The organism is Aquisediminimonas profunda (assembly GCF_019443285.1).
GTDB lineage: Bacteria > Pseudomonadota > Alphaproteobacteria > Sphingomonadales > Sphingomonadaceae > Aquisediminimonas > Aquisediminimonas profunda.
Genome location: NZ_CP080327.1, coordinates 2,439,383 through 2,453,792, shown reverse-complemented (window position 1 = coordinate 2,453,792; position 14,410 = coordinate 2,439,383). Strand labels below are relative to the sequence as shown.

At 58.8% G+C, this 14,410-nt stretch carries 14 protein-coding genes; 5 read left to right on the top strand and 9 right to left on the bottom strand.

Annotated elements, in window-relative coordinates; genetic code table 11:
• Positions 1–132 precede the first annotated feature (132 nt).
• Complete coding sequence (locus K0O24_RS12190; RefSeq protein ID WP_219893007.1) at positions 133–1,470, top strand: MFS transporter; 1,338 nt, start codon at positions 133–135, stop codon at positions 1,468–1,470.
• The gene (locus tag K0O24_RS12185) at positions 1,470–2,405 is read left to right on the top strand and encodes a ThuA domain-containing protein (RefSeq protein ID WP_219893006.1); all 936 of its coding nucleotides are present in this window, start codon (positions 1,470–1,472) and stop codon (positions 2,403–2,405) included. The genes K0O24_RS12190 and K0O24_RS12185 overlap by 1 nt, the downstream gene beginning before the upstream one ends.
• On the opposite strand, the gene K0O24_RS12180 is transcribed toward K0O24_RS12185, so the two are convergent.
• The 4 genes from K0O24_RS12180 to K0O24_RS12165 are packed head-to-tail and all read right to left on the bottom strand — an operon-like array spanning position 2,402 to position 6,012.
• The gene (locus K0O24_RS12180) at positions 2,402–3,175 is read right to left on the bottom strand and encodes a TIM barrel protein (protein WP_219893005.1); all 774 of its coding nucleotides are present in this window, start codon (positions 3,173–3,175) and stop codon (positions 2,402–2,404) included. The genes K0O24_RS12185 and K0O24_RS12180 overlap by 4 nt on opposite strands.
• A gap of 25 nt (positions 3,176–3,200) precedes the next feature.
• Complete coding sequence (locus K0O24_RS12175) at positions 3,201–4,733, bottom strand: carboxylesterase/lipase family protein (RefSeq protein ID WP_246610986.1); 1,533 nt, start codon at positions 4,731–4,733, stop codon at positions 3,201–3,203.
• 29 nt (positions 4,734–4,762) lie between these two features.
• Complete coding sequence (locus K0O24_RS12170) at positions 4,763–5,611, bottom strand: nuclear transport factor 2 family protein (RefSeq protein WP_219893003.1); 849 nt, start codon at positions 5,609–5,611, stop codon at positions 4,763–4,765.
• On the bottom strand, positions 5,608–6,012 hold the full coding sequence (locus tag K0O24_RS12165) for a DoxX family protein (protein WP_246610985.1): 405 nt from the start codon (positions 6,010–6,012) through the stop codon (positions 5,608–5,610). Before K0O24_RS12165 ends, K0O24_RS12170 begins: the two co-directional genes overlap by 4 nt.
• Positions 6,013–6,234: 222 nt before the next feature.
• Between K0O24_RS12165 and K0O24_RS12160 the strand changes: the two genes are divergently transcribed.
• The 3 genes from K0O24_RS12160 to K0O24_RS12150 are packed head-to-tail and all read left to right on the top strand — an operon-like array spanning position 6,235 to position 8,476.
• Positions 6,235–7,251, top strand: a complete 1,017-nt coding sequence (locus tag K0O24_RS12160; RefSeq protein ID WP_219893001.1) for a sugar phosphate isomerase/epimerase family protein — start codon at positions 6,235–6,237, stop codon at positions 7,249–7,251.
• A 14-nt stretch (positions 7,252–7,265) separates the two neighbouring features.
• On the top strand, positions 7,266–7,640 hold the full coding sequence (locus K0O24_RS12155; protein ID WP_219893000.1) for a C-glycoside deglycosidase beta subunit domain-containing protein: 375 nt from the start codon (positions 7,266–7,268) through the stop codon (positions 7,638–7,640).
• Positions 7,637–8,476, top strand: coding sequence for a 3-keto-disaccharide hydrolase (locus tag K0O24_RS12150; RefSeq protein ID WP_219892999.1), 840 nt, complete (start codon positions 7,637–7,639; stop codon positions 8,474–8,476). Before K0O24_RS12155 ends, K0O24_RS12150 begins: the two co-directional genes overlap by 4 nt.
• On the opposite strand, the gene K0O24_RS12145 is transcribed toward K0O24_RS12150, so the two are convergent.
• The 5 genes from K0O24_RS12145 to K0O24_RS12125 all read right to left on the bottom strand — a co-directional run bounded on the left by K0O24_RS12145 (position 8,473) and on the right by K0O24_RS12125 (position 14,402).
• Positions 8,473–9,471 carry an aromatic ring-hydroxylating oxygenase subunit alpha gene (locus K0O24_RS12145; RefSeq protein WP_219892998.1) on the bottom strand — a complete coding sequence of 333 codons (999 nt, stop codon included), beginning with the start codon at positions 9,469–9,471 and terminating at the stop codon, positions 8,473–8,475. The two genes, K0O24_RS12150 and K0O24_RS12145, sit on opposite strands and share 4 nt — an antisense overlap.
• A gap of 212 nt (positions 9,472–9,683) precedes the next feature.
• Positions 9,684–10,634: a sugar phosphate isomerase/epimerase family protein gene (locus tag K0O24_RS12140; protein WP_219892997.1), complete on the bottom strand. Its 951-nt coding sequence runs from the start codon at positions 10,632–10,634 to the stop codon at positions 9,684–9,686.
• A 77-nt stretch (positions 10,635–10,711) separates the two neighbouring features.
• Positions 10,712–12,217, bottom strand: a complete 1,506-nt coding sequence (locus K0O24_RS12135; protein ID WP_219892996.1) for a hypothetical protein — start codon at positions 12,215–12,217, stop codon at positions 10,712–10,714.
• Between the two features lie 2 nt (positions 12,218–12,219).
• Positions 12,220–13,272, bottom strand: a complete 1,053-nt coding sequence (locus K0O24_RS12130; protein ID WP_219892995.1) for a sugar phosphate isomerase/epimerase family protein — start codon at positions 13,270–13,272, stop codon at positions 12,220–12,222.
• Positions 13,273–13,286: 14 nt separating this feature from the next.
• Positions 13,287–14,402: a Gfo/Idh/MocA family protein gene (locus K0O24_RS12125; RefSeq protein ID WP_246610984.1), complete on the bottom strand. Its 1,116-nt coding sequence runs from the start codon at positions 14,400–14,402 to the stop codon at positions 13,287–13,289.
• Positions 14,403–14,410 lie beyond the last annotated feature (8 nt).

The following is a 14,410-nucleotide window of genomic DNA, read 5'->3' as shown; positions in this document are numbered from 1 at the left end:
CCCGCTTTTCGCCATTGCCAAGCCACTCGGCTTATGTATAAGAATATCTGTTCTAATAAATAGCGACAGTCAAGTCGCCAGGCGATCCGGGTCGCAAAGATCGAGCAGGTGCCGTCACTGGAGAGAACAACAATGGCGGGAGAGCGTCTGAAGCTGTCCGAAAAGCTGAGCTACGGCTTTGGCGATATGGGATTCAGCCTGCCTTACAATATGGCAAGCGGGTTCCTGCTTCTTTATTACATCAATGTGGTCAAGTTGCCCGCCGCCGCAGTCGGGATGATCTTCCTTGTAGCTCGTCTGCTTGATGCGGTGATCGATTTGGGGGTGGGGATAGCGGTCGACCGGACAAGGAGCCGGTGGGGGCGGACAAGACCATATTTCCTATTCACTGCTGTGCCTTACGCCCTCTGTTCTATTGCGGTCTTCGCCGTGCCAGAGAGCTGGAGCCAAGGCGCGCAACTTGTGTATGCCTTCCTGACCTTCAAGGCTCTAGGCATCCTCATGAGCCTCGGTGCGATCCCCTATACGGCATTGATGCCAATGATAACTACTGATCAGGGCGAAAGGCTCAAACTGGGCGGCTGGCGCTCGGTCGGGACATCGATCTCTGTCGTGCTCGGCACTGCCGCTGTCCAGCCTATCCTCGGTGCCTATGGCGGTGAGGAACATCCCGGCGGCTACCGCACCGCCGCAACAATTTTTGCCGTTATCGGCCTTGCCGCGATTCTTGCGCTTTACCGTAACTGCCGTGAAAGGGTGGTGGACGAAGCGCCATCGCGTTTTGCAATCCTCCCAGAGGTCGGCAAGATGATCCGCAACCGGGCGTGGATCGTCGCTTTTCTCTCATGTTTGATCTATTTCGTGCGCTTCGGCGGGATGATGTCCGTCACTGCCTATTTTGCCATCGACGTGCTCAGGTCTCCGTGGATGATTGGCGTTATGCTGCCTGCTGTTGCTGGTATGCTGCTCCTGTCCGCTTTCTTTGCGCCCCCGATCTTGCGGCGTACGGGAATCCGGAAAGGCTGCGTCACCGTTCTCACGCTTGCCGCCGGGCTTTTCGCGCTGCTGCCATTTACTGAAGCCAATCTGCCCTTGTTTCTTGCGCTCTATATTGCTGCCTGCCTTGCGAACTCCATCACGATCACGGCCGCATTCACGATGATCGCAGAGACGGTGGATTACCATGAGTGGCTTTATGCCACCCGTAAGGAGGGGCTGCTTTCTGCCGGTATCAGCCTGGCAACCAAGGTCGGAATGGCCTTGGGTACTGCGGGTGTCGCATTCGTTCTTGCCGCGGCAAACTATGCCCCCGAAGCGGTCAGCGACCTCGCTCGTGAATCAATTCGCTGGACATATTATGGCGGGGTCATCGCCCTGCTGCTGATCCAGGTCGGGATTGTGCTGTTCTGGCCAATGGACGGCAAGCACGAGCAAATTCGTTCAGATATTTTGGCGCGGGGAGCCCAGTGATGCACAAAACCATATTGCCCATCGCCCTGATGCTCACAGCCAGCGCGGCTGTGGCGCAGGTCATCGTCACTATAGACTATCGTCCCCCAGAAACTGTTCAGCGGGTGGCGATCCCGGTAAACCCGATGGAAAAGCGTTTGAAGGTTCTGATCATTTCAGGCCAAAATAGCTATGAACACGACTGGACCGGCGTCGATAACATGCTGCGCACATTGATGCAGGACACGGGCCGTTTCGACGTGCGCGTCACGGAGGATTTCGATTACGGTTCGCTTGTCCAGCTCAAGGCCTATGATGTCGTCTTCCTGAATTATTCGAGCCGCTGGAACTATGCGGATCCGGATCAAAAGATCTGGAACCCTGAAGCTTTTGCCGCGCTCTACCAATATGTTCGCGAAGGTGGCGGGCTTGTTGCCTATCACTCCAGTTTTACCTGGGGACGGGACATTCCAGAATACAAGCGTCTGATCGGTGCCGCAATGGAGCCGGGAACCAGCCGTCGTGCCCCTCCGGGGGCATTTCCGGTTCACCTGGTCGATCGCAGCCATCCTGTTACAGCGGGTCTGCGCGAATTCGTCTGGACCTATAACGACGACATGTACACCAACATGGCGTTCGCGCCGGATGCGAAGATTCATGTTCTGGCAACGGCGCACGATGCCGCTTCGGCCTATGATCACAAATTGACTGGCCCCAAATATCCGGCCGCCGCCTATACGCCTGAAAAGCTCAAGGCTATGAAGGGCATCGATGCCGATCACCCCCAGGTTTGGGTCCAGGATTATGGCAAGGGTCGGGTATTCTCAATCACGCTCGGCCATGATGAGGTCAGCCTGCACTTCCAGCCGCTGCAGACCTTGATCCTTCGTGGAACCGAGTGGGCAGCGACCGGCAAGGTAACTTTGCCGGTGCTGGACGAAGCCAAGGATTATTAGGCGCAGAGCCCGCGAATATAAGAAAGCGCCTTCGGGGTATCCGGGCCGGTCGGGCTGCACTCAAGCCCCAAAGCGCCCTGATATCCGACACTCTTGATCAGTTGCAACATGGCCGGCCAGTCGATCTGTCCCGAACCCGGCTCTCCCCGGCCCGGAGCGTCGGCGATCTGGATGTGCTCCATGTGCTGCGCAACCTTGGGCATGATTTCGTTGGGGTCTTCGCGCTCGGTAATGGAGTGGTAGAGGTCATAGAGAAGACGAACGCGAGGGCTGTTGATGCGCTCGATGACGTCCACAGCGTCCTCGGTCATCCCGAAAAGAACACCAGGGTGGTCGACCCGGGTATTGACGGGTTCAAGCATGATTGTGAGGCCATGGGCTTCCGCAACGGGAACCACGCTGGCAATGGCCTTGGCAACGATGTCGAGTTGCACCGGACGCTTCATGTAGGGGACGGCAGAACCCGAAGGAACGACGATCCTGCCCGCACCCAGCTCTGCTGCTTCAGCTGCCGCCTGCGCAAACATTTCACGAAAGCGATCGTGCTGATCGGCCATCACCAGCTGAATGCGCGGGTCGGTCACGGTCGCAAACAATTCGCATCCGGTATCCCCAAGCGCTGCCTTCAATGACGGGACATCGCGATTGGCAGTGGTGAAGATTTCAACCTTCTTGAAACCGGCAGCAGCAGCGGCGGCCATGCGGTCTTCAAGCCGGTCGCCCGCTTCGTGGAACATATATTCGAGATTTACCGAGAGTTCGAAAGACATTGCATTAAATCCTTGGAAAAGCTGACTACATCAGCCCGAGATGACCTCCGCTGGCCGCGTAACGGCGCCAGGCGGCAAGGCGTTCGGGAGTGGAAACGGCGGGGCGAAGCCCCTGGGTCCGGCCGAGGGCCATCACTTGCGTTGTCCCGGCGCGCACGGCAGGCCAGGGGTGTTTGGGTCGGGCGGGATTTCCGGTTGCGGCGAAGGCCCGAATCGAATCCTGCCAGTGGGCAGAGAGAATGCGGTCAGCCGCACCGAAGTCGCGTTCACCGAGGCCAATCGTTCCGAATACATACGGCAAACTTGAGGAATGGAACGCACCCCAGGCCTGCGCGCCGCGAACCGGCGGATAGGGCCAGTCGTGGCGATAGAGATATATCGGATCGCGCTTCGAACGCGGCCGTGCGCTTGCCCAGTTCAGCAGGCCAGCCATATAGCGGTCGCGAGCAATAAGCGAATTGCTGGCAACGGCCTCTGCGTCGTTCGCATGCGGATAGAGTGGAAGCAGGACTTCAGCAAAAGCGCCATAGCGCGCGCGCAGGCTCCGCTCGAGATCGGCCGGGGTGCAAACCGAAGGATCGATCATCTCGTCCGCATTGAAACCCGTGAGCAATGGCGCGCGCGTGGCGCGAACGGCTGCCGGATTGGCAGAATCGAAGGGGAGAACCTTGCCGTCGACATGGGGTACATAAGTCAGGCGCGGCGGGCCGCTGCCCGGGATAACCCTGGTCAGTTCGACAAGTGTCTGCGCGGAAACGGCGCGCAACTCGGCTGGCGTGCGGGCATTGACCCGATCAGCCAGCGCCGCGCCGTCCAACTCGCCCGCTGCAAGGGTAGGCGCGTCGATCGACATGCTTGCACCGCTGATCGAGATAGCACGTGTGAACAGCCCTTTTGCCGCTGGCATGACCTGCAAATCGTTGACCGAAGCGGCACCGGCGCTTTCACCTGCAATCGTCACGCGCGCCGGATCTCCGCCAAGGCGCGCGACATTGGACTTGACCCACCGCAACGCAGCGACCTGGTCGAGCAACCCAAAGTTGCCGGACCCGTCTCCCTCGGCCGTCAGGCCCGGGTGAGCCAGGAACCCGAATACACCGACACGATAATTGATGGTCACCACGACCAAGCCGCGTCGCGCCAATTTCGCCCCATCGTAAATGGGGACATGGCCTGATCCGCCGGCAAACGCGCCGCCGTGGATGAAGACAACCACCGGAAGATGCTTTCGCGCGCCAGCCGGCTTCCACACGTTCAGGAACAGGCAGTCTTCACTGATAGGAGCCGTAGCGATGAATTCCGCGGAATAGGGCCCCCATCCTTTTGCCACATCCTGATAGCAGGCCGCACCGAACCGGGTGGCATCTCGACTGCCGACCCAGTTCGCTGCCGGTTGCGGCGCGCGCCATCGCAGGGGGCCGATCGGCGGCGCGGCATAGGGCACGCCAAGGAACGACTCGACCCCGCTCTCCACTTTGCCCGCGAGCAGGCCAGAGTCCGTCCGGACTAAAGGCTTCGCAGTCGCGGGCGCAGCGGCGAGAAGCGCAAGGGCTAACATGATCCGAGTCGGCATAACGGGCCTATGGCTCAGTACGCGAAGGTTTCGCTGAACGTGCGATACGGCACTGGCGGTCGAAGGTCGAGGGTCTGGCCCTTGTCAGTACGATAGGGGGTGTGACGGATCGTCGCGGGCCCATTGGGCTTGGGCATCATGACCGGACGGCCATCCTCCCCGAAATACATCAGGTCATCCGCGAAAGGGCTGTCCTGCGCCTGTGAAGCGAACGGAATCCAGCCGATCCCAAATGGCGCACGAGCTACCTCAAAACAGTGAAAATGCCAGATCTTCCAGCGCCCATCCTGCTTGATGAAGTCCACCCCATATTTGGCGAAGACCGTGTGCATCCAGACTCGCTTGCCATTGATGAGGACATTCTTTTCATACATGAAATCGGGCGCGCCCTTTGCCGCTTCAGGTGACGTCAGCCCGCTTTCAAGACCCGTCATCATCCACATACCCTTTGCGGTCTGGCCATCCTCAGCCACCTCTACAATTGGCGAGGTCACATAATGGAGGATCAGCTTGCCGGGTGGGTTGGGACGTTGGGCATGATAGGCCATGATTGTATCCCAATCCGTGTAGACTCCATTGTTCGAATATTGGGCACGCACGTCCGCCGTGCCCTTCTTTGCCCAAAGCCCGACAATTTCAGGATCTCGAAAAGCGTTGTGCAAGGCCATGTAGGTCGAAAAGAGATTCTCGACATCTCCCCGGTCCTTGCCGCGTTGAACCTGGCTGGTCAGCTGGCCGATTTGCGCCTCAAGGGTTGCAATGCGGTCGACCGAAACCTTGTCTGCCGAACGCGCCTCAACGCCAGTTGCCGCCATAGCCACGCCAAGTGCGGCTGTGCAGGCAAACAGAATCCTGAATTTCATAACGTCATTCCTCCCTCATTTTCCGATCGTGCGCGCGCCGCCCAGATGACGAACGCAAGCAACGCGATAAGCGCGGCATTCTGTGGCAGCGCATCGGCTTCGCCGTAGGCCGCATGCACGGCGGCGCCACATATTTGATTGGCAACCAGCAGCGCTGCGCTCCAACCCGCAACCTTGCGGCTTGCGGGTCGAAGCATCGTGATCAAACCTGCCGCCAGCAGCATTTCGCTCACGCCCACAATGCGGCCCTGCCATTCAGGCAAATAGATCGTCCAGGCATGGTATCTTGCAAGGTCGTCAAGCGTCGCAGTCATCTTGCTCCAGCCGACAAAACCAAAAAAGGTTGCCAGCAGCAAAGCCGCCAGCGCGCCAGCAATTGAAACCAGGCTTTTCGGGCTCACCCGATTCTCTCCTTGCCTTGTCATTTGCTCTAATAAAGATTAAAATTCTAATTCTGTCAAATCATACGAGGCCACGCAATTGCGCGGTTCCTTGGGGGTTGACGTTGTGATCAATTTATAGGAATATATATTCTAATTAGGGCGTCGGCCCCGCGGGAGAAGCCTTTGCTCAAGGACAGGCTCCTCCCGGCAAACGTGTTTCACAATGTGGAGAGATGGCCAGTGACCAGTCAGATCAAACGGGGCGTCAGCCTCTATTCCTTCCAGAACGAAACCTTCACGGGCAAAATGAGCCTCGAGGATTGCATCCGCACCTGCGCCGAACTCGGTGCACGCGGGATCGAAGTCATCGGCGAACAAAGCTTCTGGGGCTGGCCCGAAGTCGGCGTGGCTCAGGCCGATATCGATAATTGGCATGCGCTGATCAAGAAGTACGATTGTGTGCCGGTCAGCCACGACTACATGCTTGACTACAAGCGCTACAAGGGCCGCCTGATGCCTTTTGAAGAGCAGGTGGCAAGCGTCAAGAAGGACATCGACTTTGGCGCGGCGTTGGGCATGCCCTTCATCCGCTCTCTGGTCTCGATTGCGCCGGAAGTTCTGGTTGCCGCGGCGCCCTATGCCGAAGAAAAGGGCATCAAGATGCTTACCGAGGTGCACGCCCCTCTGCACTTCGACCACCCGTGGATCATTCGCATGGCCGAGATGTTCCAGAAATCGGGATCGCCTGCACTTGGCTTTCTGCCTGACATGGGGATGTTCCTGAAGCATTATCCCCGCGTCTGGTCAGCCAAGTTCCGCCGATTGGGCGTGCCTGACAGGATCGCCGACTACATCGAGCAGGCTTATGAGGATCGGATCCTTTCCGAATATGTGATTCTGGAAGTCCAGCAAATGGGTGGCACCGGACCAGCGATCGCGATGGCCGAAGTCATGCGCCACAACGCTGCCTATGAGCCCAAGCGCATGCTCGACTACATGCCGATGATCCACAACATTCACGGCAAGTTCTACGAGATGACCGAGGACTATGTTGAACCCTCGATCCCCTATGACGAGATTGTCTCGGTGCTGAATAAAGGCGGATATGACGGCTATATCTGCTCCGAATACGAAGGCAATCGCTGGATCGAAGACGCAGAAGAACCCGACTCGGTCGAACAAGTTCGCCGGCAGCAAGTGATGCTTGCCAGACTGCTGAACGAGCCCGCAATGCCGGCGCTCAAGGCCGCGGCGTAAAGGAGAACCATATCATGATGGACAACAAGATGATCGTCGAGGAAAGCCTCGAAAACGTCGCCGGCGGTTTCGCCTTTGAAGGTCGCCTGCCCTATTATCGCGGGCTTGGCCTTTCGATGGTCGAAGACATTGAAGTCTCGGTCGACGGCGAAGTGCTCCCGCGGGACACAGTCCGCTTCTCCGTGCGCGGCAAAACCTATACTCTGGACGAAATGGAAACGGTCTATGACGACCGCTGGAATTTTGGCGAAAAGGCCAAGATCATTGCACTCAATGGCGGCCTGACGCCGGGCAAGCACAAGATCGGCTTCGCGACGCGCTTGCGCATCTCCTATCTGCCAATGGTGCCAACGACCCGCGACAGCAAGGAATTGTTGCTGGCCGCGTGATAGACCGGCGATCCCTGATCGGCGGTTGTGCGACGGCGCTGGCAGGTGTCGGTTTGTTGCCAGCCAAGCTGCTGGCAACAGCGCCGCCTGTGCCCGAATCGGCGTGGCGACATTTGTTCAATGGCCGCTCTCTTGATGGCTGGACAATCTGGCAGGAAGGAAGCGGCAATCGCGATTTGCACAAGGCAATTGCTGTTGAAAATGGCGAGCTGCACTTTCTAGGGCCGCGCTTCGATGGCCCGGACAAGGCAAGTTTTGGCCACTTGGCGACGAAGGACGTGTTCGGGGATTATCATCTGCAGGTCCAGTTCCGATGGGGTCAACGTCGCTTCGCACCGCGCGACCTGCAGAGGCGCAATAGCGGGCTGTTGTATCATTTGGCGCCCGACCTTGACCGACTCTTTCCCGATGGCGTCGAGTTTCAGGTCGAAGAAACCGATGTCGGCGACGCGGTCATGATCAATACCCGCGCGCTGCAGGGACCTTTGCTTGGTGGCACGCCGCTGTGGCCAAACTGGTTTCCTGGCCTGCCGTCGGCCTATCAGGAACCCATACTGGCAGGCGGTATCGCACGCCAATGGCTTCGCCACTCGGGACAATTCGAAAATCTGGCGGGTTGGAACACGCTTGACCTCTATGCTTTTGGCGATCAGGCGGCACACCTCGTCAATGGCCGGATCGTCAATACCCTTTTCCGCATGATCAATCGCGACGACGCGGCCGTCACAAAAGGCCGAATTGCACTGGAATTCGAAGGCGCAGAGGTCTTCTTTCGAAACGTGAGAATCCGCAACTTGCAGGCCGATGAAATCGCGCGCATCAAGTCTGGTCGCTAAACGCCTTCCGCTCTCTTCAACTGCATGATTTTCCGGCGCGCCAGAATGGCGGCCTTGTCGCTGGCCAGAATGAGAGGTTTGAGGTCCCAGAAATCTGCATCGCCCATTGCTTCGGCCTGCGCTGAAACCATGGGTTCGTCTTCTTCCAAAAACACCCGCCGCGCCTGCGCAGCCTCTTCCTCGCCTGGTGCATGAGTGAAGAAGTAATGTGTCGAACGCGTCGTTTCCGGCGTCAGTATATGCGGATTGGCCATGGGTGGCACCAAAGGCGCCGCTTTTCCGGACGGTCGCATTTCAATGAACAGCGCAAGATTGGCGGGGGCATGCCAGCGGATGTGGAGCGCCTGATCAACCGAGCTGCCTTCCGGCATCATAGGCGATGCCCAGCCCGGGGGAGGCGCACCCGTCATGTCCCACTTGTTCCAGATCGCGCCCGTTTGGTCTTGCTCGACTGACTGCGCGCCGTGGCTGAACAGCGAGCCGTTGGTCCCGAAGCTTTCAACATGCAGATATTCGGCATGGCTCAGATCCAGAAGATTGTCAGCGATGAGTTCATAGTTGACGCCCATGACATAGGTCGCACGCTCGACGGGACCGGAAGCATCGATAAATGCGAAGTCTGGAATTGCAGCCGGATCGGCCTTTGCCCGATCGCCCGGCCAGAACCATAAACCTCCGTACGCACTCACTACTGGCAAGCTGCACACGCCCGCGCCCGGCGGCAGGCTTCCGCCAAATGGATTGTGGACGCAGGCGCCAGTCCCGTCAAAGGTCAGCCCGTGATAGCCGCAGGCAATCCGGCCGTTTTCAAATTTGCCGCGGCTGAGCGGCACAAAACGGTGCGGGCAGCGATCTTCGATCATCGCCCAGCGTCCATCGCGCTCCCGCCAGAGCACCCATTTGCGATCAAGCAGAGTGCGCGCCAAGATACCGTCATCCGGTATTTCATTGGCCCAGGCAGCCATATACCAGGCATTAAGGACGTAGTTGGACACCGCATTCCTCCCTGCAACAAAGATGCGGAAAATGAACGGTAGTCGCTGCATCAACCGCAAGGCACCGCGGGACTTTCCCGCGGAACGTCTTGAGGCCAGCAGCTGATGCTCCGCTTCCAGCGGGCATCCTCCCAAGCCGCGACGGATGTCCGGCTACCTGGCTTTATCTGCCGAAGCAGATGAGCTGAATTATATTAGAATATAAATTCTGGTCAAGTCTGGGAAAGGAATCTGAACCCGTTCCGCACCGCGTCCATACGGGGGATCGAAAACGGCGGTTCCTGCTCAATATAGTAATGACGAACGCCAACGGACTCCGCGGCCCTGAATATGGCAGGCCAGTCCTGGCTGCCGTCGCCAACTACAGCAGGATCCATCTGGAGGGCAAAATTGGGCTTTGTCGTGGGTTTCAGATCTTTCACATGCACCCAGCGCACCCGCCTTCCAAGGCGTCGAATTTCCCGCGCCGGGTCGAGTCCGGCCGCAGCAACCCAGCCCAGATCAAGTTCAAAGAATACCGTATCCGGATTCGTCTCGGACAGCAGAATGGCCCAAGGCGTCGTGTTCCCGACGGAGGAAAATTCGACGTTGTGGTTATGATAGCCCAGCGTGACGCCGTGCGATGTCAAGGCTGCTGCCTTTTCATTCAGCAAGGATGCGAAGCGCTTCCATGCATCCGCCCCCCCGGATGCGACCGCTGCTGCGAGGTCGGCCGGGCCGGTCTTGCCGGGAACAAATTGGAAGTCCGCCGGCAACGGAGGAAGCGGAACGACGACATCGGTGGTCCCCAGAATTCCCAATGCATCGGCAATTTGCGCTGCGCTCGATTGCAGCGACAAGCCGTTGGGATCGAACAGCGGCATTGCAGGCAGGTGAAACGAAGTAAATCGCAGACCGGCCCGATCCGCTTCGGCCCGAAGGTCAGCGGGCGTCTTGCCCATCAGTCCGGGCAACTCGAGTTCACGAATCCCGATACGGGCAAGTTCGCCGAAAACGCCGGGCGTGTCCTTCACCCATTCATCGCCAAGAGTGTAGAGCTGAAGGCCAATCGGGGCCTTGCCGCGATTGAAGATCGCGCGCTCGTGGCCCTTCCCGGTCAGCTGCGTGCTACCGGCCAAAGCCACAAACCCGGCCACTACCGTACGCCTCGACCATTGGTTCATGCTCCCACCTCTTTGGTCTGCATAAGAGGCAATGGTCTAGGCCAATGTCCGCAAAAACGTCAAACGCTGCCATCTGGCTAAATCCGGCAATTTGCGTTCGATGCGTTCGGCAGCGCAAGGAATGTGACACTTGCAGGCGGTAGCTCAATGCGTTCCGGCCGCAGGTCAATGCCTTTCAGACTTGGCAGTTTATCGCCGCTCAGTCGGAGAGTTTTTTGGTTCAGCCTTACCGTCGGCGACGCGAAGGTTTCGGCATCAAGCGTGTAGCCAACGACACGTCCAGCGAGCGCCAGACTCTGCGTCGAATCGCGTTTCAGGTTGATTGCGACAATTGCCACGCCGCCATTCGTGCCCCGCAGGCAATGGGCATAAGTGGGTAACTCGCCTTCTCGCGAACCCGTGTCGAGCACCCTCTCGCCCATCAATCGCTTCCAGAGCAAAGCCGCCCAAAAGTTTGGCCTCGGCTCTCCCGTCGTGCCATCGATCAGGGCATAATCGCTGGCGGCCAGTGTGTTGTGAAAGATGGCAGAGGCCCCTGCCCGCGCCAGTCGACCGGCGTTGTCGGTGAAGCGAAAGACGTCAGCGAAGGTTGCTGCCCAAGGATCACCGCCACACGCCGCTTGGCCGATTTCGGTCAACCAAATGGGCGACCCTGGCGCAAAACGGTCGCGCAGGCCGATGTTGACCGCATGGACCTTATCCGCAACCGCCAGCCAGCGCGGGGATGTCGCAACATCAACGGTCGCGGCATGCGATCCGGCGCAGCGTTTGGAAGCGGCAGAGTAGAGATGATAGGAATAGATATCGAAACGGGCGCGGGGCTCTGCGGAGAGCAAGGCTTCGCTGGTTATTTTATAGGGTCCACGGTCATTCAGGAAGTTGGGAACATCGCCAGTCGCGCTCGGCCCGACAATGCGAATGCCCGGAGCCTCACGCGCGACAAGTTCGCGCATGGCGGAAATGTCCGCTGCGAAACGTTCGGGACCATAACCGACGGGAAGTCCCGCTTCCTCGCCGAAATTCGCTTCGTTGATCGGTTCGATAGCCGCGATATCAGCGCCGATCTTCCGACTGAACCTTAGTAGAGATCGCGCCACCTTTGGCTGCCATGCACCGGCAGCATCGCGCGTTCCCTTGCCCGCCGCGAAGGAGGTGACGATGCGCGCGTCAGAGGCACGGGCGAAGGCCGCCAAATTGGCCCACTGCCCTCGCGTGAGCACACCACTGAAACCCGGCGGTGCAGCACCTCCTGAATCGGCGAACCAGACATTGTTCGCCCAGGTCCCGCTAACGCGAACATAGGCGGGACCAAGCGCATGTGCGAGCAAGCGGAGGCGCTTCGCATGCTTGAGATCAAGCGGTTTGCGGGCCGCAAATCGTTCAGCCGGCATGCTGCCGTCATCGCGATATGGCGCCCAAAAGCGAGCACCGACCAGTTCTGCCATTTCAAGATTGTAGGAGAGAAAGCGCCGGTCAGTCGTCGCAACATGGACAAATGTCGATGGTCGCAAGGCCAATGTCGCATCCGCTTTTGCGCCCTCCGGCAGGGCTGCCAAAAGCATGGCGACAATGGCCAGCCTCAAGGTCAGATGCCCATCAGCTTGCGGTTGAGCGCACGGTCCGCCCCGCCCGAGGCAAAATCATCAAACGCGTGTTCCGTGACTCGAATGATATGCTTGGCGATAAACGGCGCGCCCTCTGCAGCGCCCTGTTCTGGATGCTTCAGCGCGCATTCCCATTCGAGTACGGCCCACCCGGGAAAATCATAGGCGGCCATTTTCGAAAAGATCGCCGGAAAGTCGACCTGCCCGTCACCGAGCGAGCGGAACCGGCCCGGCCGGTCCACCCATGACTGATAACCGCCATAGACCCCGGAGCGACCATTGGGGCGAAACTCGGCATCTTTCACGTGAAAGCATTTGATCCGCGAATGGTAGATGTCGATGTACGCAAGATAATCGAGCTGCTGCAGTACGAAATGGCTGGGATCGTAGAGGATATTGGCCCGCGGATGGTTGCCCACCCGATCAAGGAACATTTCGAACGTCACCCCGTCATGAAGATCCTCGCCCGGATGGATCTCATAGGCGGCATCGACGCCATTATCCTCAAACACATCTAGGATTGGCTTCCAGCGCCGCGCGAGTTCATCGAATGCATCTTCAACAAGACCGTCGGGGCGAGCCGGCCAAGGATAGAAATAGGGCCAGGCAAGCGCGCCTGAAAACGTCGCGTGGGCCGTAAGGCCCAATTTGCGGCTGGCCTTTGCCGCATTCTTGACCTGTGCGACCCCCCATTCCTGTCGCGCTTTGGGATTGCCGTGCACAGCAGCAGGCGCAAACCCGTCGAATTGCGCATCGAAAGCCGGATGGACTGCAACAAGCTGTCCCTGAAGATGCGTCGAAAGTTCCGTGATCGAGAGGCCTTTGTCGGCGAGCATTCCCTTGATCTCGTCGCAATAGGTCTGACTCTCTGCCGCCAGTGTCAGGTTGAAGAGCCGTTCATCCCAGCTCGGTATCTGGATGCCTTTGTAGCCCAGTCCGGCAACCCAGTCAGCTATGGCTTCAAGGCTATTGAAGGGAGCTTCGTCGCCCACAAATTGGGCAAGGAAGATTGCTGGGCCCATGATTGTTTTCATGTTCTTAAATCCTCTCAGACGGTCAAGGCAACCCAGCCGGATTTCTCGCGACTGGCATTGATGGCAGTGTCGATAAAGGTCATGCCTCGCAAAGCATCGTCGATGCCTGGCAGCAAGGGCGCCGGTTCCCCGCGCAAGGCAGCCGCGAAATCGCGGTAGATGTTCGCGAACGCCTCGAGATAGCCTTCCGGATGCCCGGTCGGGGTGCGCGTACGCGAAGCCGCGTCGGGTCCAAGTTGCGTTCCGCCAGCATGCACGATTTCGGTGCGACCATCGAGCGAATGGATCGTGAGCGTGTTCGGCACTTCCTGCTTCCAAAGAAGCCCGCCTTTTTCTCCATATACCCGGATGCGGAGCCCGTTCATTTCACCGACTTCAATCTGGCTGGCCAGCAACACGCCGCGCGCACCATTTTCGAACCGGAGCAGGACCGAACAATCATCGTCCACTTTTCGCCCCGGCACGACCGCGGCAAGATCCGCCACCAATGCCGTCACATTCAGACCGGTCACAAATTCCGCGAGCTGGAATGCGTGGGTACCAATATCGCCGATGCAGCCTCCGGGCCCGGATCGGGCGGGATCGGTGCGCCATTCGGCCTGCTTGCCTACTGCATCGCCCGCCAACCAGCCTTGCGGATATTCCACCACCACCTTGCGAATGGCTCCCAAGGCGCCGGAAGCAATGCGCGCGCGCGCTTCTCGCACAAGCGGGTAACCCGAATAGGTGTGCGTCAAGCCATAGGCCAGCCCCGATGCGGCAACGCATTCGGCCAGCTCTCGGGCCTCGGCCAATGTGGCCGTTGCAGGTTTGTCGCTGATCACCGGTATGCCGGCGGCAAGCGCTGCGCGCGCCGCGGGCAAGTGGTGATGGTTCGGGCTGACGATGCTGACAAAGTCGATACCGTCTGGTCTGGCCTTTTCACCAGCAAACATTGCATCGAGGCTTGCATAGGCACGAGCGGGATCGATCCTGTAGCTCTCCCCTGCCACATGGCTGCGATCCGACTGGCTGGAGAAGCATCCAGCGACGAGCTCGATTTCACGGTCGAGTTCAGCCGCGATGCGATGGATCGGCCCAATGAAGCTGCCTGGCCCACCACCAATCATTCCCATTCGCAAACGCCGCATTGCCAAAT